The organism is Salinivibrio sp. AR647 (genome assembly GCF_001995415.1).
GTDB lineage: Bacteria > Pseudomonadota > Gammaproteobacteria > Enterobacterales > Vibrionaceae > Salinivibrio > Salinivibrio costicola.
On record NZ_MUFE01000015.1, the window covers coordinates 1 to 19,926 of the forward strand.

The 19,926-nt window shown below is 52.0% G+C and carries 21 protein-coding genes, 2 tRNA genes and 1 riboswitch; of the genes, 20 read left to right on the plus strand and 3 right to left on the minus strand.

Annotated elements, in window-relative coordinates:
• The first annotated feature begins 114 nt into the window (after positions 1-114).
• The 10 genes from BZG76_RS14245 to BZG76_RS14290 all read left to right on the plus strand — a co-directional run bounded on the left by BZG76_RS14245 (position 115) and on the right by BZG76_RS14290 (position 7,157).
• Positions 115-191 (plus strand) — tRNA-Asp (locus BZG76_RS14245).
• Between the two features lie 256 nt (positions 192-447).
• Positions 448-524: transfer RNA gene (locus tag BZG76_RS14250), tRNA-Trp, on the plus strand.
• A 257-nt stretch (positions 525-781) separates the two neighbouring features.
• Complete coding sequence (gene crcB / locus BZG76_RS14255; RefSeq protein WP_069586806.1) at positions 782-1,162, plus strand: fluoride efflux transporter CrcB; 381 nt, start codon at positions 782-784, stop codon at positions 1,160-1,162.
• Positions 1,163-1,218: 56 nt separating this feature from the next.
• Positions 1,219-1,318, plus strand: a riboswitch (TPP riboswitch).
• A gap of 94 nt (positions 1,319-1,412) precedes the next feature.
• Entirely contained in the window at positions 1,413-3,389 is a 1,977-nt protein-coding gene (thiC, locus tag BZG76_RS14260) for a phosphomethylpyrimidine synthase ThiC (RefSeq protein ID WP_077461843.1), read from the plus strand.
• On the plus strand, positions 3,386-4,054 hold the full coding sequence (thiE, locus tag BZG76_RS14265) for a thiamine phosphate synthase (RefSeq protein WP_077461844.1): 669 nt from the start codon (positions 3,386-3,388) through the stop codon (positions 4,052-4,054). The genes thiC and thiE overlap by 4 nt, the downstream gene beginning before the upstream one ends.
• On the plus strand, positions 4,038-4,805 hold the full coding sequence (locus BZG76_RS14270; RefSeq protein WP_077461845.1) for a HesA/MoeB/ThiF family protein: 768 nt from the start codon (positions 4,038-4,040) through the stop codon (positions 4,803-4,805). The genes thiE and BZG76_RS14270 overlap by 17 nt, the downstream gene beginning before the upstream one ends.
• Positions 4,789-4,986: a sulfur carrier protein ThiS gene (gene thiS / locus BZG76_RS14275; protein ID WP_077461846.1), complete on the plus strand. Its 198-nt coding sequence runs from the start codon at positions 4,789-4,791 to the stop codon at positions 4,984-4,986. The genes BZG76_RS14270 and thiS overlap by 17 nt, the downstream gene beginning before the upstream one ends.
• A 2-nt stretch (positions 4,987-4,988) precedes the next feature.
• Entirely contained in the window at positions 4,989-5,762 is a 774-nt protein-coding gene (locus BZG76_RS14280; RefSeq protein ID WP_077461847.1) for a thiazole synthase, read from the plus strand.
• A complete protein-coding gene (gene thiH / locus BZG76_RS14285; protein ID WP_077461848.1) occupies positions 5,762-6,913 on the plus strand; it encodes a 2-iminoacetate synthase ThiH in 1,152 nt (383 codons plus the stop codon). The genes BZG76_RS14280 and thiH overlap by 1 nt, the downstream gene beginning before the upstream one ends.
• Before the next feature lie 13 nt (positions 6,914-6,926).
• A complete protein-coding gene (locus BZG76_RS14290; protein WP_069361819.1) occupies positions 6,927-7,157 on the plus strand; it encodes a glutaredoxin family protein in 231 nt (76 codons plus the stop codon).
• A gap of 55 nt (positions 7,158-7,212) precedes the next feature.
• Here BZG76_RS14290 and BZG76_RS14295 read toward each other — a convergent pair whose 3' ends face one another.
• Together BZG76_RS14295 and BZG76_RS14300 are read right to left on the minus strand one after the other, a co-directional pair.
• On the minus strand, positions 7,213-9,000 hold the full coding sequence (locus BZG76_RS14295; protein WP_077461849.1) for an aminopeptidase P family protein: 1,788 nt from the start codon (positions 8,998-9,000) through the stop codon (positions 7,213-7,215).
• Between the two features lie 63 nt (positions 9,001-9,063).
• On the minus strand, positions 9,064-10,044 hold the full coding sequence (locus tag BZG76_RS14300; protein WP_077461850.1) for a LysR family transcriptional regulator: 981 nt from the start codon (positions 10,042-10,044) through the stop codon (positions 9,064-9,066).
• A 98-nt stretch (positions 10,045-10,142) separates the two neighbouring features.
• On the opposite strand from BZG76_RS14300, the gene BZG76_RS14305 reads away from it, so the two are divergent.
• Positions 10,143-11,348, plus strand: a complete 1,206-nt coding sequence (locus tag BZG76_RS14305; RefSeq protein ID WP_077461851.1) for a multidrug effflux MFS transporter — start codon at positions 10,143-10,145, stop codon at positions 11,346-11,348.
• A gap of 206 nt (positions 11,349-11,554) precedes the next feature.
• Positions 11,555-11,848, plus strand: a complete 294-nt coding sequence (gene tsrA / locus BZG76_RS14310; protein WP_021022191.1) for an H-NS-like global regulator TsrA — start codon at positions 11,555-11,557, stop codon at positions 11,846-11,848.
• A gap of 83 nt (positions 11,849-11,931) precedes the next feature.
• On the opposite strand, the gene BZG76_RS14315 is transcribed toward tsrA, so the two are convergent.
• The gene (locus tag BZG76_RS14315) at positions 11,932-12,837 is read right to left on the minus strand and encodes a DMT family transporter (RefSeq protein WP_077461852.1); all 906 of its coding nucleotides are present in this window, start codon (positions 12,835-12,837) and stop codon (positions 11,932-11,934) included.
• A 133-nt stretch (positions 12,838-12,970) separates the two neighbouring features.
• Between BZG76_RS14315 and rmuC the strand changes: the two genes are divergently transcribed.
• The 8 genes from rmuC to BZG76_RS14355 all read left to right on the plus strand — a co-directional run bounded on the left by rmuC (position 12,971) and on the right by BZG76_RS14355 (position 19,870).
• A complete protein-coding gene (rmuC, locus tag BZG76_RS14320) occupies positions 12,971-14,506 on the plus strand; it encodes a DNA recombination protein RmuC (protein WP_077461853.1) in 1,536 nt (511 codons plus the stop codon).
• A gap of 75 nt (positions 14,507-14,581) precedes the next feature.
• Entirely contained in the window at positions 14,582-15,349 is a 768-nt protein-coding gene (gene ubiE / locus BZG76_RS14325) for a bifunctional demethylmenaquinone methyltransferase/2-methoxy-6-polyprenyl-1,4-benzoquinol methylase UbiE (RefSeq protein ID WP_077461854.1), read from the plus strand.
• Positions 15,350-15,358: 9 nt separating this feature from the next.
• Complete coding sequence (locus tag BZG76_RS14330) at positions 15,359-15,973, plus strand: ubiquinone biosynthesis accessory factor UbiJ (RefSeq protein ID WP_077461855.1); 615 nt, start codon at positions 15,359-15,361, stop codon at positions 15,971-15,973.
• Entirely contained in the window at positions 15,970-17,616 is a 1,647-nt protein-coding gene (gene ubiB, locus BZG76_RS14335) for a ubiquinone biosynthesis regulatory protein kinase UbiB (protein WP_077461856.1), read from the plus strand. The genes BZG76_RS14330 and ubiB overlap by 4 nt, the downstream gene beginning before the upstream one ends.
• Before the next feature lie 53 nt (positions 17,617-17,669).
• The gene (gene tatA, locus BZG76_RS14340) at positions 17,670-17,915 is read left to right on the plus strand and encodes a Sec-independent protein translocase subunit TatA (RefSeq protein ID WP_021022197.1); all 246 of its coding nucleotides are present in this window, start codon (positions 17,670-17,672) and stop codon (positions 17,913-17,915) included.
• Between the two features lie 3 nt (positions 17,916-17,918).
• Entirely contained in the window at positions 17,919-18,299 is a 381-nt protein-coding gene (gene tatB / locus BZG76_RS14345) for a Sec-independent protein translocase protein TatB (RefSeq protein ID WP_077461857.1), read from the plus strand.
• A gap of 39 nt (positions 18,300-18,338) precedes the next feature.
• The gene (gene tatC / locus BZG76_RS14350; RefSeq protein ID WP_021022199.1) at positions 18,339-19,091 is read left to right on the plus strand and encodes a twin-arginine translocase subunit TatC; all 753 of its coding nucleotides are present in this window, start codon (positions 18,339-18,341) and stop codon (positions 19,089-19,091) included.
• Positions 19,088-19,870, plus strand: coding sequence for a TatD family hydrolase (locus tag BZG76_RS14355; protein WP_077461858.1), 783 nt, complete (start codon positions 19,088-19,090; stop codon positions 19,868-19,870). Before tatC ends, BZG76_RS14355 begins: the two co-directional genes overlap by 4 nt.
• Positions 19,871-19,926 lie beyond the last annotated feature (56 nt).

A 19,926-nucleotide genomic window follows, 5' to 3' on the forward strand; every position in this document is an offset into this window, starting at 1 on the left:
AGGACATCGCCAGGCTCTCATTATCTAATTAGCGCTTAGTATTAGGCTTTAGTTAGCAAAAATTTAAGCATCAAAGCAATTAAGTGTAAGACTTTGATGAGACAGAATTGGTGCGGAGTGGTAGTTCAGTTGGTTAGAATACCGGCCTGTCACGCCGGGGGTCGCGGGTTCGAGTCCCGTCCACTCCGCCACTACTTAGAAACCCTAGCTGAAAAGCTGGGGTTTTTTGCGTTTAAGCTCCCCTGAGCCTGACGTCTTGGTCGCGGCACTTGCAGTGCGCGTTGACTCCCGTCCACTCCGCCACTACTTAGAAACCCTGCTAAATTTAGTAGGGTTTTTGTTATTGGGCGACCAGACAGATCGCTTTATAAATAAGCGATTAAACGTTTGACTAGTAATTGATGGTGGTAATTTGTCGCGAGATCGCTACAATAGGCAACTATCTACAGGGGTATAGCTCCAACTGGCAGAGCAGCGGATTCCAAATCCGCGTGTTGGGGGTTCGAATCCCTCTACCCCTGCCAAATATTAAAGCATCGACATCGTCGGTGCTTTTTTTGTATGTGAACATGCAAACCACAAAAAATCGTGTTGGGGGCTGGGCCGCCAGTCCGATCGAATCCCTCTACCCCTGCCAAATATTAAAGCATCGACATCGTCGGTGCTTTTTTTGTATCTACTGTCTGTAGTAGTACCACGCCTTTCTTCCCTTTTTCTTCCTCCTGTTTCTTGTTCACATGTCGCGGTATGATGAGTTTTTACCAATCGAAAGGAGCACCCAGTGGTAAGCATATTGTGGGTAGGGCTTGGTGGCGCATTAGGGGCGTCCTCGCGTTTTTTAGTTTCAGAGTGGAGCGTCGCAGTGTTTGGTCGAGGATTCCCTTACGGCACCCTAATGGTTAATGTGCTGGGCTCATTAGCAATGGGCGTCTTTTTAGCGGCGATGAGCCAAGAGCTAATTGCCCCGGTCCCTTGGCGTCAACTGATTGCGATTGGCTTTTTGGGCGCGTTCACCACCTTCTCGACCTTTTCAGTGGATACCTTGCTTCTTTTTCAACATGGTGAGACGGTGAAAGCCTTGTTAAACGTGGGTCTCAACCTTGCGTTATGCTTAGGAGCGGCCGCGATGGGGGCTTGGTTGCTAGGACGCATTACTGGGTAGGTAAAAACATGCCATTACGTTGCTTGTTGTTGCGGCGGTGATTTCTTATACTGGCGTTGAACTTGTCGGAGTGCCAATTGGCTGAGACCACATAAAGTGGGATCCGTTGAACCTGATCTGGTTAAGACCAGCGAAGGGAACAAGAGATGCTTCAGATCACAGACGCAACCCGTCTGCCATTTTGCTCACATCTCAAATTCAGCGTTTTCCGGCAAGCATTAATTCCCATAATGAACACCGGAGTAATGCTATGTCGACCCGTAAACAGGCCCGCCTTGAGGCCAAATCCTTTATCGATTCCCTTTCTGCGCAAACCTACCCCAACTCGGAAAAAGTCTATGTCGAGGGCTCGCGACCTGACATTCGCGTCGGGATGCGCGAGATCCATCTTTCCCCCACCTTTGTGGGCGGGAGTAAAGACAATCCGCAGTACGAGGCCAATGAATCCATTCGGGTTTATGACACATCAGGGCCTTATACCGACCCACAGAGTACTATCGATATTTACCAAGGCTTAGCGCCAGTGCGAAAAGCCTGGATCGATGAACGTGCCGATACTCAGTTTCTTGATGCGGTGAGCTCAGACTATGCCCAAACCCGCCTCAGTGATGAAACCTTGGATGAACTTCGCTTTAGTGCCTTACCATCTATCCGCCGCGCGAAACCTAATCAGTGTGTGACTCAACTGCATTACGCACGCCAAGGTATCATTACCCCAGAGATGGAATTTATCGCGATCCGGGAAAATATGGGTCGCCAGCAGTATCGTGAAGAGCAACTAAACCGCCAGCATCCCGGGGAAAGCTTTGGCGCGCATTTACCCTCAAACATTACTCCTGAATTTGTGCGCCAAGAGCTCGCCGAAGGGCGGGCGATTATTCCGGCTAACATTAATCACCCAGAAGCGGAGCCGATGATCATCGGGCGTAACTTCCTGGTGAAAGTGAATGCCAATATTGGTAACTCAGCGGTGAGCTCCTCAATAGAGGAAGAAACTGAAAAATTGGTATGGTCGACTCGTTGGGGTGCGGATACGGTGATGGATTTATCGACGGGCCGCAATATTCACGAAACCCGCGAGTGGATTTTACGTAATAGCCCAGTCCCGATTGGCACTGTGCCTATGTATCAGGCGCTTGAGAAAGTGAACGGCATTGCCGAAGACCTGACCTGGGAAGTCATGCGCGATACCTTGATAGAGCAAGCCGAGCAAGGGGTCGACTACTTTACCATTCACGCTGGGGTGCGTTTGCACTATGTGCCCATGACCGCCAATCGCGTGACTGGGATTGTCTCGCGCGGTGGATCGATTATCGCCAAATGGTGCTTGGCGCATCATCAAGAAAGTTTCCTGTATACCCATTTTCGCGAAATCTGCGAAATCTGTGCCGCTTACGACGTGTCTTTGTCGTTGGGCGATGGGCTGCGTCCCGGCTCAGTGGCAGACGCGAACGACGAAGCGCAATTCAGTGAGCTACGTACCCTGGGCGAGCTCACCAAGGTGGCATGGGAATACGATGTGCAGGTGATGATTGAAGGCCCTGGCCACGTGCCCATGCATATGATCAAAGAGAACATGGACGAGCAGCTCACCCATTGCCATGAAGCGCCTTTCTATACTCTCGGCCCGCTAACCACCGACATTGCTCCCGGTTACGATCATATTACCTCCGGCATTGGTGCGGCGATGATTGGCTGGTTTGGGTGTGCGATGCTCTGTTATGTCACGCCCAAAGAACATCTGGGTCTGCCCAATAAGGAGGATGTTAAAATTGGGCTTATCACCTACAAGCTTTGCGCGCATGCTGCGGACTTAGCTAAAGGACACCCGGGGGCGCAGGTGCGTGATAACGCCATTTCTAAAGCGCGCTTTGAATTCCGCTGGGAAGACCAGTTCAATCTATCCCTTGATCCGTTCACGGCACGCGCCTATCACGATGAAACACTGCCTCAAGAGTCGGGCAAGGTCGCACATTTTTGCTCGATGTGTGGACCGAAGTTCTGCTCCATGAAAATCAGCCAGGAAGTCCGGGACTACGCCAAAGAAAACGGCTATGCCGCCGCGGGTCAAGCGATTGATGTCGCTATGCTGGAAGACCCGTTAGCAGGCATGCAGCAAAAATCGCAAGAATTCCGAGAAAAAGTCAGTGAGCTCTACCTGCAAAAATCCCATCATTCGTCACCACAAGGCGCTGAGGTAGTGGACAGCGATAAGGTGGAGTCATGAGCCTGACCCCGTTTGCATCTATGTCTGAAGGTATAGGCCCATTATATCCGGTAGTGGACGATGTGGATTTGCTCGAACGCTTGCTTTGCTTGGGGGTGAAAACCGTGCAACTGCGTGTGAAGCAGCCAGCGCATCCACAATTGCTAGATTGGATACAGCGCGCGGTGGCATTGGGCCGCGCGCACCATGCGCAGGTGTTTATCAACGATCACTGGCAGCTCGCGCTTGAGGCTGGCGCCTATGGCGTTCATCTGGGGCAGCAAGACTTACAAGAGGCGGATCTTGACCGGCTTGCGCGGCAAGGCGTGCGCCTTGGCGTCTCGACGCGCAGTCCCGAGCAGCTCGCTGCAGCGGTTGAACTCACGCCCAGTTATCTTGCCATCGGCCATATTTTTCCCACCACCACCAAACAGCTCGCCGAGCCGCCGCAAGGCATTTCTGCGTTAGCACAGCAGGTGGCGACTGTTGATGGCCGTTTTCCGACGGTGGCGATTGGCGGTATTGATCTCGACCGAGCCCCTGACGTTTGGCGCACTGGCGTGGACGCCATTGCGGTGGTCCGTGCCGTGACGCAAGCGCCTGATTTAGCGGCGCGCATTGAGGCATTTGACCGCTGTCTTAATCCATCAAGACAACAAGGAGGGCGTGATGCTATCGGACAGTGAATACCTGCGTTATAGCCGGCAAATCATGCTGCCAGAGGTTGGAGAGTGCGGGCAGCAGGCACTTAAAAAGGCGCACGTGTTGATGGTCGGTGCCGGTGGGCTTGGAACCACCGCGGGTCTCTATCTTGCAGGCGCTGGCGTGGGACAGTTAGCGATTGCTGACTCGGACCACATTGAGCTATCCAATTTGGCGCGTCAGGTGGCGTATCGGGATGAGCAAATCGGCACCGATAAAGCCGCAGCGCTAGCCGCTAACTTGGGCGCGCTGAACCCACATTGCCAGTGCCGGGCCATCAATGCCTATCTCGAGGATGAGCGCCTGGCGCTCGAAGTGGCGATGGCGGATGTGGTGCTTGATTGCAGTGATAATCTCGCCACTCGTCATGCGGTCAACCAAGTCTGTGTAGAGACTGGCACGCCGTTGGTGAGCGCGGCCGCGATTGGCTGGCAAGGCCAGTTATTGGTTTATCAACCGCATAGTGCATGTTATGCGTGCGCCTTTGCAGACGTGACGCCCTCTGAACCCACACGCTGCGCTGAAGCTGGGGTAATGGGACCTGTGGTCGGCATGATGGCCACTGCGCAAGCGCTTGAAGGGATAAAATTATTATTAGGGCAGGCGGTCGGTACCAATCGCTTGTCACGACTGGATGGACAAACCATGACATGGCAGCACTTTTCGCTGCCTGTGCATCCGCACTGTGCGGTTTGTCAGCCAAAGCGGGAGGTAAGCGATGCAGTTAACCATTAATGACACGCCTACAGAGGTCAATGCCACGACCGTCGCGCAATTGATTGAGGAGATGAAGGTGCCGGCTGAATCAGTCGCGGTCGCGCTAAATCAGACCATTATTGCGCGCGATGCTTGGTCATCCACGTCACTTGCCGCTGGCGATAGCTTGGCGGTCTTTCAAGCGATTGCCGGAGGATAATTATGTTAACCATTGCGGATACGACGTTTTCATCTCGGCTGTTAACCGGCACCGGCAAGTTTGCCAGTCGCAAGGTCATGGCCGAATCACTGGCGGCCAGTGGTACTGAGCTGGTCACCATGGCGCTAAGGCGAGTCGATGTGCATGCCACACAAGACGATATTTTAACCCCGCTGCGTGAACTAGGTGTGCGCCTGCTGCCCAATACCTCGGGGGCGAAAAATGCGCAAGAAGCGGTGTTTGCCGCGCGTCTTGCTCGAGAAGCATTAGGAACGCCTTGGGTAAAGCTGGAAATTCACCCCGACCCTAAGTATCTGATGCCTGATCCGATTGAAACCCTTCAAGCGGCGAAAACGCTTGTAGATGAGGGGTTTGTGGTGCTGCCATATTGTCATGCCGATCCTGTGCTGTGTAAGCGTTTGGAAGAGGTGGGGTGCGCGGCGGTGATGCCCCTTGGCTCACCAATTGGCTCCAACCAAGGACTGGCCTCAATGGCGTTTCTCGACATCATTATTGAGCAAGCTCGCGTGCCGGTGATCATTGATGCCGGCATTGGTGCACCGTCAGATGCGGCGTTAGCGATGGAGCGCGGTGCCGATGCAGTTTTGGTCAACACCGCCATTGCCACGGCTGGCGATCCGATTGCCATGGGCGCAGCGTTTAAACAAGCGGTTGAAGCAGGACGCTGCGCGTATCGCGCTGGGCTGGCGGGCACACACAATCACGCCCACGCTTCTAGCCCCTTAACTACGTTTCTTGACGCTAAGGAGGCGTGATGAGCTTTTCTGAGCGGTGGGCGGCACTCGATTGGGATCATCATCGCCTTTCGATTTACAGTAAAACGCGCCAAGATGTCGAGCGGGCGCTGGCTAAATCCTCGCGCAATTTGGACGATTTCGCTGCCCTGATCAGCCCAGCCGCTGAAGGGTATCTTGAGGCCATGGCTCAGCAATCTGCGGCGCTGACGCGGCAGCGTTTTGGCTACACCATGGGGTTTTATATTCCGCTGTATCTCTCCAATTTGTGCGCCAACGTGTGTACCTATTGCGGTTTTTCGATGGAAAACCGAATCAAACGGCGCACGCTGGATGAAGCTGAGATCGCCGCCGAGTGTGAAGCGATCAAAAAAATGGGCTTTGACAGTGTGCTCTTGGTGACCGGTGAGCATGAAACCAAGGTAGGGCTCGAGTATTTTCTCCGCGCCTTACCGGTGGTGAAGCAATACTTTCATCATGTGGCGATGGAGGTGCAGCCGCTGGATACCGACGCGTATCGCGCCTTGGTGGCACAAGGTGTGGATGCGGTGATGGTGTACCAAGAAACCTACCACGCTCCAACCTATGGGGAACACCACAAGCGCGGGAATAAAACCGACTTTCACTACCGGCTGCAAACCCCAGATAGGTTGGCACAAGCAGGGGTCGATAAGATCGGTCTCGGCGCCTTGATTGGCCTTGAGGACTGGCGCACCGACAGCTTTTTTACCGCCCAGCATCTGGATTATTTGGAAAAGCAATACTGGCAAAGCCGCTATTCGCTATCTTTTCCGCGCTTACGCCCTTGCGCGGGGGCGTTACAGCCGAAATCGGTGATGACGGATAAGCAGCTGGTCCAGCTGATTTGTGCCTATCGGTTGTGGAATCCGCAGGTGGAGCTGTCGCTATCGACACGGGAGTCACCCCACTTTCGCGACAATGTGTTACCGCTTGGTGTCACGAGCTTATCCGCGGCGTCAAAAACTCAACCGGGCGGTTATGCCAACCCTGAGCCACAATTAGAGCAGTTTGCCATCAGTGATGAACGTAGCGCGGCAGAGGTGGCCGCCAGCGTCCGTGCGCTCGGCTTCGAAGTGGTATGGAAAGATTGGGATAACATCTACGATGTCGCGCGTCAGGTGCAAATGGCTTCACAAACGGCAGCGGGTTAGCGACAATGCGGGCATGAAACGTATTACTGTATATGTGGGCCCGCGCTGTCCTCACTGTGAGGCGGCCAAAGCTTACTTAGATAAAAAAGGGCTGCGTTATCGTGTTGTCGATACGGCCACGCCCAAAGGCAAGAAGCTGCTGGCAGCAACAGGCTCGCGGGGTGTCCCAGTGATTTGCATTGGCGATACTACTTTGCGCGGCTTTTCGCCCAAAGCGGTTGAGAAAGCCCTGAAAGGGGAATAAAAAAAAGCGTCCAATCGGACGCTTTTTGTTTTTTTATACTTAGTGAAGACGCGACTTAACGGCTTAGCGGCGCGGTCGCTTGTTTTAACCAAGCTTGGTCTTGATCATCTAAAGATGGGCTAACTTCATCCCACACGGTTTGATGATAGCGATTCCACCACTGGATTTCCGCCTCGCTGAGTAAGCTCACATCGACCAATCGACGATCGATCGGTGCACGCGTGAGTGAGGCAAATCCGAGCATCGTCATGTCACCCTCGGTGGGCTTTTCTTCAATCAACTCGAGGTTTTCAATCCGGATCCCAAACGCGTCGGCGCGATAGTAGCCCGGCTCGTTTGACACCACCATGCCCGGCAATAGCGCGACGCTATTGGGCGCTTTGGAAATGCGCTGCGGACCTTCGTGCACGTCCAAGAAATGCCCGACACCGTGACCGGTGCCATGGTCAAAATCATAGCCGTGTTGCCACAAATACTGGCGTGCTAAGGCATCAAGCTGGCTGCCTGAGGTGCCTTTCGGGAACAGCGCAGTGGCCAGCGCAATATGCCCTTTAAGCACCAGCGTGAAGGCCTTTTTGATCTCAGCGCTGCATTCGCCCACCGGCACGGTACGGGTAATGTCGGTGGTGCCGTCATAGTATTGGCCGCCTGAGTCCACCAAGTAGACGTTGTTGCTCTCAATCACGCTCGGTTTGGGCTGATTGTTGTGGTTATAGTGACACATGGCCGCATTGCCACCGGCGGCGGAAATGGTATCAAAGCTTAAGTCGACCAGTTGATCGTCTTGTTGGCGGAATTGATACAGGGTGTCTGCGAGCACAGCTTCATCAGGGCGTTCACCGGCGTCGACTTGACGGTCAAACCACGCCAAAAAGCGAGTCACGGCAACACCATCGCGCACGTGGCAGGCTTGCATACCGGCGATTTCTTGCGGGTTCTTGGCCGCCTTTTCAAGCGCACATGGGTCTTGCGCTTCCACCACGGTGACTTGCGCTTGTTGGAGCGTGTCCAGTGTCCACGCATTGGCACCGTTTGGGTCGACCAATACACGTTGACCACTCAGCGCTTGCAGGGCATCAACCAGGCTATCAGGGTGCGCGACGCTCACTCCTTGGCCCACGTGTGCATCAAAGCCGTCGGGGAGACGGTCAGGGTCGATAAACACGGTGACGTCACCGGATTGCTTGATAATCGCTTGGGTCAGTACCACGGGCAAACGTGGGATATCGCGACCACGGATATTGAGCAGCCAACAGACGGCATCGGGTTGAGTGAGTACCGCGGCATCAAGGTTCTGATCGGCTAACTGCTGGCCAATGGTTTGACGCTTATCTAAGCTGGCGCGGCCGGTTTTCTCTTCACCCAGTAAAATGGCAGGGCTATTAAGCGGGGCGGGGCGATCGTCCCATAAGCTTTCAATCGGGTTTTGCTCAACACTCACCAAAGCCAAAGCCCCATCCAGCGCGCGTTGGGTGCGTTTGTACCAAGCGACGCTATGCATGCGAGCGTCGATAGCCAGCTTGGCACCCTTGGGCAATTGTTGCTGGGCCCATTGCACCGGTGGCTCATCAATCAGGTGGCAGTAGTCAAACAGGCCGGCGGGGACTTGCTTACGGACTTGAACCACATAGCGGCCATCAACAAAAATCGCTGCCTTGTCGCGGGTGATCACCGCCGCCCCTGCGGAGCCGGTAAAGCCGGTTGCCCAATGGAGGCGTTCGTTGTGCTCGGGCACATACTCACCGAGATATTCGTCTTCGTGGGGGATGAGTAGGGCGTCATAATCATGTTGATCTAGCCAGTGTCTTAGCTGCTCAACACGCTTGGTAAGGGTCGCGTCCATTATTCTTCCTTCTTTGTATGGGGTGAACTTGCCATGTTCGGCCACGCGTAAAAAACCAGTGGATTAGACCCTAGCGCGATGGGCGATAGGCTGCAATTTTGCCGGGCTAAATTGCTGACAGCGTGAAATAATCAAGGCTTTCAGCCATTGGTGCCCCGGGTCATTTTCTTGATTTTGATGCCAAAACAAGGTGTACGCCATCGGCGGTATTGGCGTCGGTAACGGCCGTACCACCAAATTGAGCGACGCGGCAATATAATGCGCAAACTGGCTTGGTGAGGTAAACACCAGGTCGGTATAGGTACACAGGCTCGCCGCACTGTTAAAATCAGGCACGTACATGGCAATGTCACGCTCAATATTACGCTCTGCCAGTTTATAGTCCAACAACCAGCGATCATTTCCATCACATTTCACCTGTACATGTCGCAGTCCAAGGTAACGCGCTTCATCCCATGGGCCCTTGAGTGCGGGGTGATCGGCGCGCATCAAGACACACTGGTGATCTTGGCAAAGCTCTTGGTAGCGCACACCCTTGGGCGGCATCATGGTCAGCATGGCATCGGCGGGATTTAAATCTTTGCCGGTAATACCAAAGTCGATATTGCCACGGGCGAGACCATCAAAAGTGGTTTGATCCCAAGCGGCGGTATTGAGGGTGATCGATGGGGCGGCCTCTAACATATCGCCAATAAATTGGGGGAGTAGTAATGGGTAGGCGCTTTCTACAAGCGCAAAGCGAAAACAGCGATCACTCAAGTGTGGCTGAAAATGGTCAGGTTCGGTCATCGCCGCGATATCATTGAGCAAAGTGCGTAATTTAGGTTGCAAGGTTTGTGCACGAACCGTGGGTTTTAAGCCGTGGGCGGCTCGAGTAAAAAGCGGATCGTTAAATTGCGATCTTAGCCGGGCCAGATTTTTACTCACCGCCGATTGACTTAAATGCAGGCGTTTGGCTGTGCCCGTGACATTGCACTCTTCTAAAAGTACATGCAAACACACCAATAAATTGAGGTCGGTACGTTGCAGTTGGTCCAAATCCATCTTTGGTATTCTCCTTGGGAATAACTGCTTTTACTATAAACCATTATGGTTCATATCCTGAAGCCACTATACTGCGTGCCTGTATAGAGGAGTAACCAATGACGCACACTGATTCACCGACATCAAATCGCTTACTGGTCGCCTTAATGGTGTTACTGGTGCTATTTAGCCCCATGGCGATTGATATTTACCTACCGGCACTATCGCATATGGCGGGTGACTTTAATGTGAGTCCCACTTTGGCTCAAGACACTGTGACCTGGTTTATGTTTAGCTTAGGTCTTGGTCAGCTGTTTGCGGGGCCGTTGGCCGATCGCTTTGGCCGTAAGCCTGTGGCTATTATTGGTATTTCGCTTTATGGCCTTAGCTCTTTGATGGCGTGGCTCGCCACCTCGATGGATATGATGCTGGTGGCGCGTTTGCTGCAAGGGTTTGGCGCGTGTGCAACCTCCGTGTGTGCCTTTGCCGCCGTCCGCGATCGTTTTGGTGCCGAACGTAGTGGCCATATGATTAGCTACTTAAATGGTGCGATTTGTTTTGTGCCGGCTCTAGCGCCTCTACTTGGTAGTTGGTTAACCCAGGTGTTTGACTGGCGTGCTAACTTCACCTTTATGCTCGGTTATGCGGTATTAGGGTTGGTGCTGGTTATCGTCTTTTTGCCCGAAACCCGACCATCGCATACTGATACCTCTGGCCGCCTATTCAGCTTACGCCGTTATTGGCAGGTGCTGCGTGTACCTACATTTACTTATCACATAACCCTTTGCATGTTGGCGATGGCGGTGATCCTCGCTTATGTCACCTCCGCACCTGTGCTGTTGATGGACAGATACGGTATCTCCATGAACAGTTTCACCTTTTGGTTTGGCGCCAATGCGGCGTTAAATATTGCCGCGGCAATGTTAGGGCCACGTTATATGCAAAAGTTTGGTAGCCGCCGGGCATTAAATATTGGCCTTATGATGCTGGTGGGATCGGGCGGGTTGATGCTGGCGCTTAGCCCCATCGCTGAACCTTGGGCCTTTATGTTGCCGGTCTTTACCTCTTCATTCGGCTTTGCTTGGGTGTTAGGCGCGTCAGCTGGAGCAGCATTAGCGCCGTTTTCGGACCGCGCGGGCACGGCCGCGGCATTGCTCGGGTTATTCCAAATGAGCGGGGCTGGGCTACTCGTGAGCTTAACCCAGCGTCTAGGCTTATCGGCCAGTGATTTGATGACGGTGCATATGTGGTTATTAGTGCCGGGTCTGATTATTTTATGGTCACCGAAAGGTAAGCAATGGCATGCCAAAATGGTAAAAAGCTAAATAATCAATAAAACAACGTCTCAGTTGGCAAACAATAATAAGACGTGCAAAACGCAGGGGTCTCGACAACCCATCATCCTTTTGCGCTGGCCTCGGCCAGCGTTTTTTTATTTTGCTAAACGTGCGTGGTTCAGAGTATATTTACTAAGCAAATCGAATTAACGCTCATTCCTTTTCGTTTTATATCCAAAGGTCAGTTATACACTATGTCATTATCGACAATCGAAATGGCGCGCGTCCTTGAACAACTTGAGGAATCGCCGGAAAAAATCATGTTTGGTAAATTATTGGTAGAGCTAGGCAGCCAAAGTGAAGAGCGTGTCCGTAGCGCCGCCCATCAAGTGCCGCTCAAATATTTACGCGAGCTGGTTTATCAATTTAATCACGTGATTGAAGATCGTCGTGCTGAGCGTATCGAGGAAATCACCCAAGGTTTGGAGCAAGATGGCTTGTCGGCTGACGAGCTATACCAGTATATGATCCAGCGTAAGATGGGTTAATGCCGATTGACGCCGTGTAACGGGCGCCGTGCAACGGGCGCCGTGCATTGTGAGCGGCATTGGCAACCCTTAAGCAATAAAGGTTACGCGCTTGCGGCAGGTTGTTTGCGCTTTTTTGGGGTACGCTGTTGGATCAGTAACCCCACTACAATAAAACTTAGCCCAACCAAGGTACTGATATGAATTGTCTCGCCAATAATGGTGGCCAGTAACACCAAAGAGATAAAAGGCGAAATAAAAATCAGATTACTGATCCGAGAGGTGTTCTGGGTATATTTCATCGCGCTCAGCCACAGCATAAAGGTTATTCCCATTTCGAATAGCCCGACATAACCGACTGCCAGCCATCCTTGCCAAGGGATCCCTTCCCAAGTACTTGTTAATCCAGCTAATAGCAAAGATACAGGCAGTGACAGAATAAAACAGAGCAAAATGCCGAGCACAGGATCAGCGCGATTTTTAGTATTAAGGACCCAAAAACCTGCCCACAATAACGTTGAGAGTAACGCCAAACCAATGCCAAGCGGGCTATCGAACTGGAGCGATAAAAGCTGGCCTTTGGTAGCGATCACAACCACGCCAAAATAGCCCAACGCCGCCGCAATCCAGTCTTGACGACGAATCGTTTGGCCTAAAAACAATGCCGCCATTAATGTCAGAGTGATAGCCCAGCTGTAATTTAAAGGCTGGGCTAATGAAGCGGGTAACAGATCGTAAGCTTTAAAAAGCACCAAGTAGTAAATGAATGGATTAATCATCCCCAACACGCAATAGTAACCGGGTTGACGCCGAAAGGTCGGCCACAGCGCGTGAAGCTTTCCTTGCACAGCAGCAATCACGGTTAAAATCGCCACCGATACAACACTGGCGGCGGCCAGCATTTGAATGGGGGTCATATAGCTTAGGGTGATTTTGAATGCGGTTGCAACCGTTGACCATAGCAGTACAGCAGACAAGGCAAAGATCAGTGCCTTCCGTTCGTTATGCATGTTGCCTCCTTGCCAATATGCCTGTCGTTCCAGGCAGTCTACGCCATTGTAACTGACTGAGATAGACTGGACATCTATCCAGTATCCCATTAGCCTTTGCTGATACCAATGACCGCACAATAGAGAACGCTTTATGCTTGATGGCTTGTCATTTTCCGCTTTACCTATTCTCACGTTTTGTTTTGGCGCCGTCAGTGCCCTTGGACTCGGTTATGGCCTACACCGACGTGTTATTGCGCAATACCAGCAATGGTATGAAACGCAATATGCGCAGCAACAAGCCAGTGCTGACATGCAACACCAACAATTGCAGCAGCAACTCGAACAACAGCAACACGAGTTAGATAGTTTGGATGTCGAGCGAGACCGCCTAACCCAGGAATTACGCCAGTATTATGGCAAGTTAACCTCTGCGAGCGAGAAACTCAGGCAACAGGAGCAACTGCGTCAGCATAATCACGACTTAAGCGACAAATTAGACTCCGTACGTGAGGAAAAGTCTGAACTGTTGGCAGAGTTGCGAGAAGTTAAAGCCAGCGCCGAGCAGCAGTTAAACGCGGCGAAGGAAAAACACGCACTGCTAGAAAACGCGGAGGAGCGATTACGCACCCAGTTTGAGCAACTTGCCAATCAAGTATTTGAGCAAAAAGTCCACTCGGTCGATGAGCAAAATAAAATGAGCTTAGAAAGCCTGCTTGGACCGCTTAAATCGCAGTTGGAAGGATTTAAGAAGCAGGTGACCGACAGCTTTGGCGAGCAAGCCAAAGAGCGCCATACCTTGATTCATGAAATCAAAAATCTACAACTATTAAACGCGGACATGACCCGTGAGGCCCATAACCTGACTCAGGCGCTAAAAGGCGATAATAAGCAACAAGGTAATTGGGGCGAAGTGGTCCTCGCGCGCATTTTAGAAGAGTCTGGCTTGCGAGAGGGGCGTGAGTACCAAACCCAAGTCAGCTTTGAAAATGAACAGGGCAAGCGCTATCAGCCCGATGTGGTGGTTAAGTTACCACAAGAAAAAGATGTCGTCGTTGATGCCAAAATGGCCTTGGTCGCGTATGAACGCTATTACAACGCTGAGACACTGGCCGAACAAGATGCCGCGCTTAAAGAGCATGTCCAGGCAATTCGTCAGCATATTCGTGGTTTGGGTCGCAAAGATTATCATCAACTCCATGGAGTACGCTCACTGGATTACGTACTGATGTTTATTCCTGTTGAGCCGGCTTTTCAGGTCGCGGTTGAGGCGGATGCCAGTCTGATTCGGGACGCCATGGACAACAACATCATGCTGGTGAGCCCGACCACCTTGTTAGTGGCTCTCAGAACAATCAATAATTTATGGCGCTATGAATATCAAAATCAAAACGCCAAACAAATCGCCGAGAAGGCTAGCAAGCTTTATGACAAGGTGCGACTTTTTGTTAGCGATATGGAAGGGCTGGGCAGCGCGCTAGGTAAAGCCAGTGACAGTTATCAAGGAGCGATGAACAAACTTAGCCAAGGGCGCGGCAATATCTTGCGCCAAGCGGAGAGTTTTAAAGCCCTAGGTGTCGAGGTTAAACGCGATATAAGTCCGGCGCTGGCCAGTGTGGCCACGGAACCTGGACCGGGAGAGTCGGTCAATGTCATGCAGACGGACCCAGGCACCACCACGCAAGAATGAGAATAAACTGGGTTGCGCGCTTGGAGTCCGGATGGGCGATAAAGTAAACTGGAGCCAATATGTTAGGGGAATACAATGACAGAGAAAAATTCGCACCAGGACCAAGAAACGATTGATTTTGGCTACCAGAAAGTCAAACGCCAAGAAAAAGAAAGCCTCGTGGCTGATGTATTTCATTCGGTCGCCGCTAAATATGATCTGATGAATGATGTGATGTCGATGGGCATTCATCGGGTATGGAAGCGCTTCACCATTGACTGTAGTGGTGTACGCCCCGGACAAAAAGTGTTGGATTTAGCCGGCGGCACCGGTGATCTGACCGCCAAGTTTTCTCGCATCGTCGGTGAGCAAGGTGAGGTGGTACTCGCGGATATCAATAACTCGATGCTGAAAGTGGGTCGCGATAAGTTGCGCGATAAGGGTATTGTTGGCAACGTGAGCTATGTGCAGGCGAATGCCGAGCAGCTACCTTTTCCTGACGATCACTTTGACTGTATTACCATCGCGTTTGGGCTTCGTAATGTCACCGATAAAGATGCGGCGCTGCGCTCGATGTTTCGTGTACTCAAACCGGGAGGGCGCCTTCTGGTCCTAGAGTTTTCTAAACCGGTGGCGAAGCCGTTATCGAAAGTATACGACGCCTATTCGTTCCACATTTTACCTAAGATGGGGCAGCTCATTGTCAATGACCCAGATAGCTATCGTTATCTTGCTGAATCAATTCGTATGCACCCTGATCAAGAAACCTTGAAAGGCATGATGGAACAAGCCGGCTTTGAACAAGCCAGCTATTATAATCTCACCGGTGGCATTGTCGCGCTGCACCGTGGGTATAAATTCTAAGGAGCCGGTATGGCGTTTGACTCACTCGTGTGTGCAGGACTCGAGACCGCCTTAAATGGCGTGATTAATAAAGATGCAGATAGCCAGCGCCGTTTAGCGCGACTAAAAGGGCGCAGTATTGGCGTCACGCTGCAAGAATATAATCGACAGTGGGTCTTTGTTTTTGGCCAGCAGATCGATGTACTGAGCCATTACGAGGGAGAGCTTGATTGTGCATTATCCCTCTCGCTTTCTGCGTTGCCGCAGTTGCAGCAAAAAGCCAATCTTACTGCGTTAATAAAAGCCGATAAGCTGACTCTTGATGGTGATATGGACGTGGCCCAGCAGTTTTCTCAATTGTTGAGCGGCATTCAGTTTGATGTCGCCGAATGGTTATCGCCTTATACCGGAGATGTGGTTGCCCATACCCTCGTCAGTCAGGCACAGCAGCGTTGGCAGCAATTACAACAACTGGCTCAGCGTCAGCAGCGCTATGCTGGGGAAGTGATCACCGAAGAGTGGCGCTTGGCGCCGGGGCCGTTAGAAGTGGCGGCATACAGTGATCAAGTGGATGAATTGCGCAGTGACGCGGCGCGGTTGGAAGCCAAGGTTAAGCAGTTAGTAGAACGGATGGAGTCCGCATGACACTCAGTGAGATTCGTCGCCTGTATTTTATTATTCGTACTTTGTTATTGTACGGTGTTGATGCCCTACTACCCAGGCAACCGCTGACTCGACTCGCCCATCTTGGGCGTAAATCGCTGTTTTGGCTTAAAAACCAACACCCAGACAAGCCTGTGGGTGAGCGCTTGCGTTTAGCAATGCAAAGTTTGGGGCCGGTATGGGTAAAGCTCGGGCAAATGATGTCGACCCGCCGCGATCTTTTTCCTGCTCATATCGCCAATGAACTCGCCCAGTTGCAAGATAAAGTCGCACCCTTTGATGGCCACAAAGCAAAAACGCAAATTGAAGCGTCACTGGGTGGGCCTCTGGAAACTTGGTTCAGTGATTTTGAGCCCAACCCATTAGCCTCCGCATCCATCGCACAAGTCCACACCGCGACATTAAAAGAAAATGGCCGTGAAGTGGTGATTAAGGTGATCCGTCCCGATATCTTGCCGGTTATTCAGGCCGACTTGCGTCTGATGTATCGCGTGGCACGGCTGGTGGCGCGTTTTCTCCCTGATGCACGTCGCTTAAAGCCGGTAGAAGTGATTCGCGAATATGAAAAAACCTTGCTTGATGAACTGGATTTAATGCGCGAAGCGGCGAATACCATTCAATTGCGTCGCAACTTTGAAAACGATCAAGCCTTGTATGTGCCCGAAGTGTTTAGTGACTATTGCCGCAAAGACGTGATGGTGTCTGAGCGCATTTACGGTATTCAAGTGTCAGATATCGACGCGCTTGAGGCGAACGGTACAGATATGAAGCTGCTCGCCGAGCGGGGGGTTGAAGTCTTTTTCACCCAGGTCTTCCGCGATAGTTTTTTCCATGCGGACATGCACCCAGGCAACGTATTTGTGTCGTATGAACACCCGCACGACCCGCAGTGGATTGGGCTTGATTGCGGTATTGTTGGTACGTTAAACCGCGATGATAAACGCTATCTAGCGGAAAACTTTATTGCCTTCTTTAACCGTGATTACCGCAAGGTCGCTGAGCTTCATGTCGATTCAGGTTGGGTGCCGCATGACACCAATGTCGACGATTTCGAATTTGCTATTCGTACCGTATGCGAGCCGATTTTCGAAAAGCCGCTGTGTGAAATTTCGTTCGGTAATGTGTTATTAAACCTCTTCAACACCGCGCGCCGCTTTAATATGGAAGTGCAGCCACAGCTGGTCTTACTGCAAAAAACATTGCTCTATATTGAAGGGCTTGGACGTCAGCTTTATCCGCAACTTGATTTGTGGACCACAGCAAAGCCGTTTTTAGAGTCGTGGATGAAACAGCAAGTCGGACCGCAAGCGGTATGGGCGGCGGTCAAAGAGAAGGCACCGTTTTGGGCCGAAAAGCTGCCAGAAATTCCGGAGCTAATCTACGATGGCCTCCGCCAGGGGCGGCAAGTCAATCAGCGGTTAGACACCTACTATCAAAGCTATTTACAGACCAAACAGCGCCACTCGCGCGCCACATATCTACTGGGTATTGGTGCCACCTTACTACTGACTGCGACTATCTTGTATGCCAACCGGATCGATACACTACCGAGTGTTGCGACAGCGGGGGCGATCGTTTTCTGGTTGTGTGGCTGGCGACTTTGTAATAAAACCTGTAACAAATAGCAGTTACACTGCTGCGCACATAACATTAACCAAGCGGAATAAAGGGAACCGGTATGGGTGGAATTAGTATTTGGCAGCTGCTGATCATTGCAGTCATCGTGGTGTTATTGTTTGGCACCAAGAAGTTACGCAATATGGGTGGTGATTTGGGCTCTGCGGTAAAAGGGTTCAAAAAAGCGATGCATGATGACGAGGGTAAGCGCGCTGATCAAGATGCTGACTTCGAGCCAACGTCGCTTAATGAGCGTGCTGAACCGTCGAAAAGCGAAAAAACGCAAAAAGACAAAGAGCAGGTATAAGCCGTGTTTGATATTGGTTTCTGGGAGCTGGTACTGATTGCCGTCATTGGCCTTGTGGTGCTTGGCCCAGAGCGGCTGCCCATTGCGATACGTAATGTGTCACGTTGGGTGGGCGCGGCCAAGCGTATGGCAGGCTCGGTCCGTGACGAGCTCGAGCAAGAGCTCAAGATCAAAGAGTTGCAAGATAATTTGCACAAAGCCGAGCAAGCAGGGATGAAAAATCTCTCCCCTGAACTGCAAGAGTCGGTGGAGACGCTGCGACAGCGAGCCGCCGATGTGCAGCATCCTTATGCGTCTTCGTCAACATCAACCGCTGCAGCGCACGATACCGAGAATGCGGACACGGCCACCAGTCCCTCGTCCACCTCGTCGACCGATAAGTGATAATGAGCGACGCCTTATGTCTCTGATGAAAAAACCACTATGTCTTCTGTAAACGATTCTCAGCCACTCATCAGTCATCTGATGGAGCTCCGTAACCGCCTGCTTCGCGCCATCGTTGCCATCTTAGTGGTCTTTGCCGGGTTAGTGTATTTTGCCAACGACATTTATAGCTTGGTCGCTCAGCCATTGATTGACAAGCTGCCTGAAGGGGCGAGCATGATTGCCACCGATGTGGCGTCGCCTTTTTTCACCCCTATCAAACTGACGCTGGTTATCTCGGTGTTTGTTGCCATCCCCGTGGTGCTTTACCAAATTTGGGCCTTTGTTGCCCCTGGCCTGTATAAGCATGAGCAGCGCTTGGTGATGCCGCTTTTGGTATCGAGCTCGTTGTTGTTTTATGCGGGCGTGGCGTTTGCCTACTGGGTGGTATTGCCCTTGGTGTTTGGCTTTTTTACCTCGATTGCGCCAGAAGGGGTACAGGTGGCAACGGATATTGCCAGTTATCTCGATTTCATTTTGGCTTTATTTCTAGCATTTGGTATTGCTTTTGAAATCCCTATTGCGATTATACTGCTGGTCTGGACGGGCGCGACAACCGCGAAAAGCTTGACCAGCAAGCGTCCGTATGTCGTGGTGGCGGCCTTTGTCGTTGGCATGATGTTGACCCCGCCCGATATGATTTCGCAAACCTTGCTCGCCATTCCTATGTGTTTGCTGTTCGAGCTGGGTGTGTTGCTGTCACGTTTTTATGTCCCGCGCGACGCATCGGCATCTGAAGAGGCCAATGAATGATTGATATTGGTGTCAATCTCACCAGCTCACGATTTGATAAAGACAGAGACGAGGTTGTTGCTCATGCGCAGCAAGCCGGCGTCTCTGGGATGATTTTTACCGGCACCAACGTTGAAGAAAGCCAAGCGGCGGCGGATTTAGCGGCGCGGTACCCTGGCTACGCTTATGCCACTGCCGGGGTGCATCCGCACGATGCCAAATCTGTCGATCCAGCCAATTTAACCATGATTCGGCAACTGGCGCAGCGCGCCGAGGTGGTGGCGATAGGGGAATGTGGCCTCGACTTTAATCGTGACTTTTCGCCGCGCCCGCAACAAGAAGCGGTCTTTGAGGCGCAACTCGCATTAGCCGCTGAGCAGTCAATGCCGGTATTTATGCATTGTCGCGATGCTCATGACCGTTGGCTGGCGATATTGCGTCCTTGGTTAGACAAGTTGCCGGCGGCGGTACTGCACTGTTTTACCGGTGAGGATCAGGCACTGCGAGATTGCTTGGATGCCGGGTTATACATAGGTGTCACCGGTTGGCTCTGCGACGAACGGCGCGGACAGCAGCTTCAGCAACAGGTAAGCTGGCTGCCCGATGATCGCTTGATGATTGAAACGGATGCCCCGTATTTGCAGCCGCGCGATCTGCGCCCGCGGCCCAAACGTAGCCGTAATGAGCCCAAGTATTTACCGCATATTGCACAGGCGGTGGCGCAACTTCGCCAACAGCCTGTTGAACAGATTATTGATTGTACAATAAAAAATACCCAGCGCTGTTTCTCGATACAGTGAGGGGTGCATAACGATAGCGAGGCAGTACGCTGCCCCAAAGCCCAGGTCTGCAACAT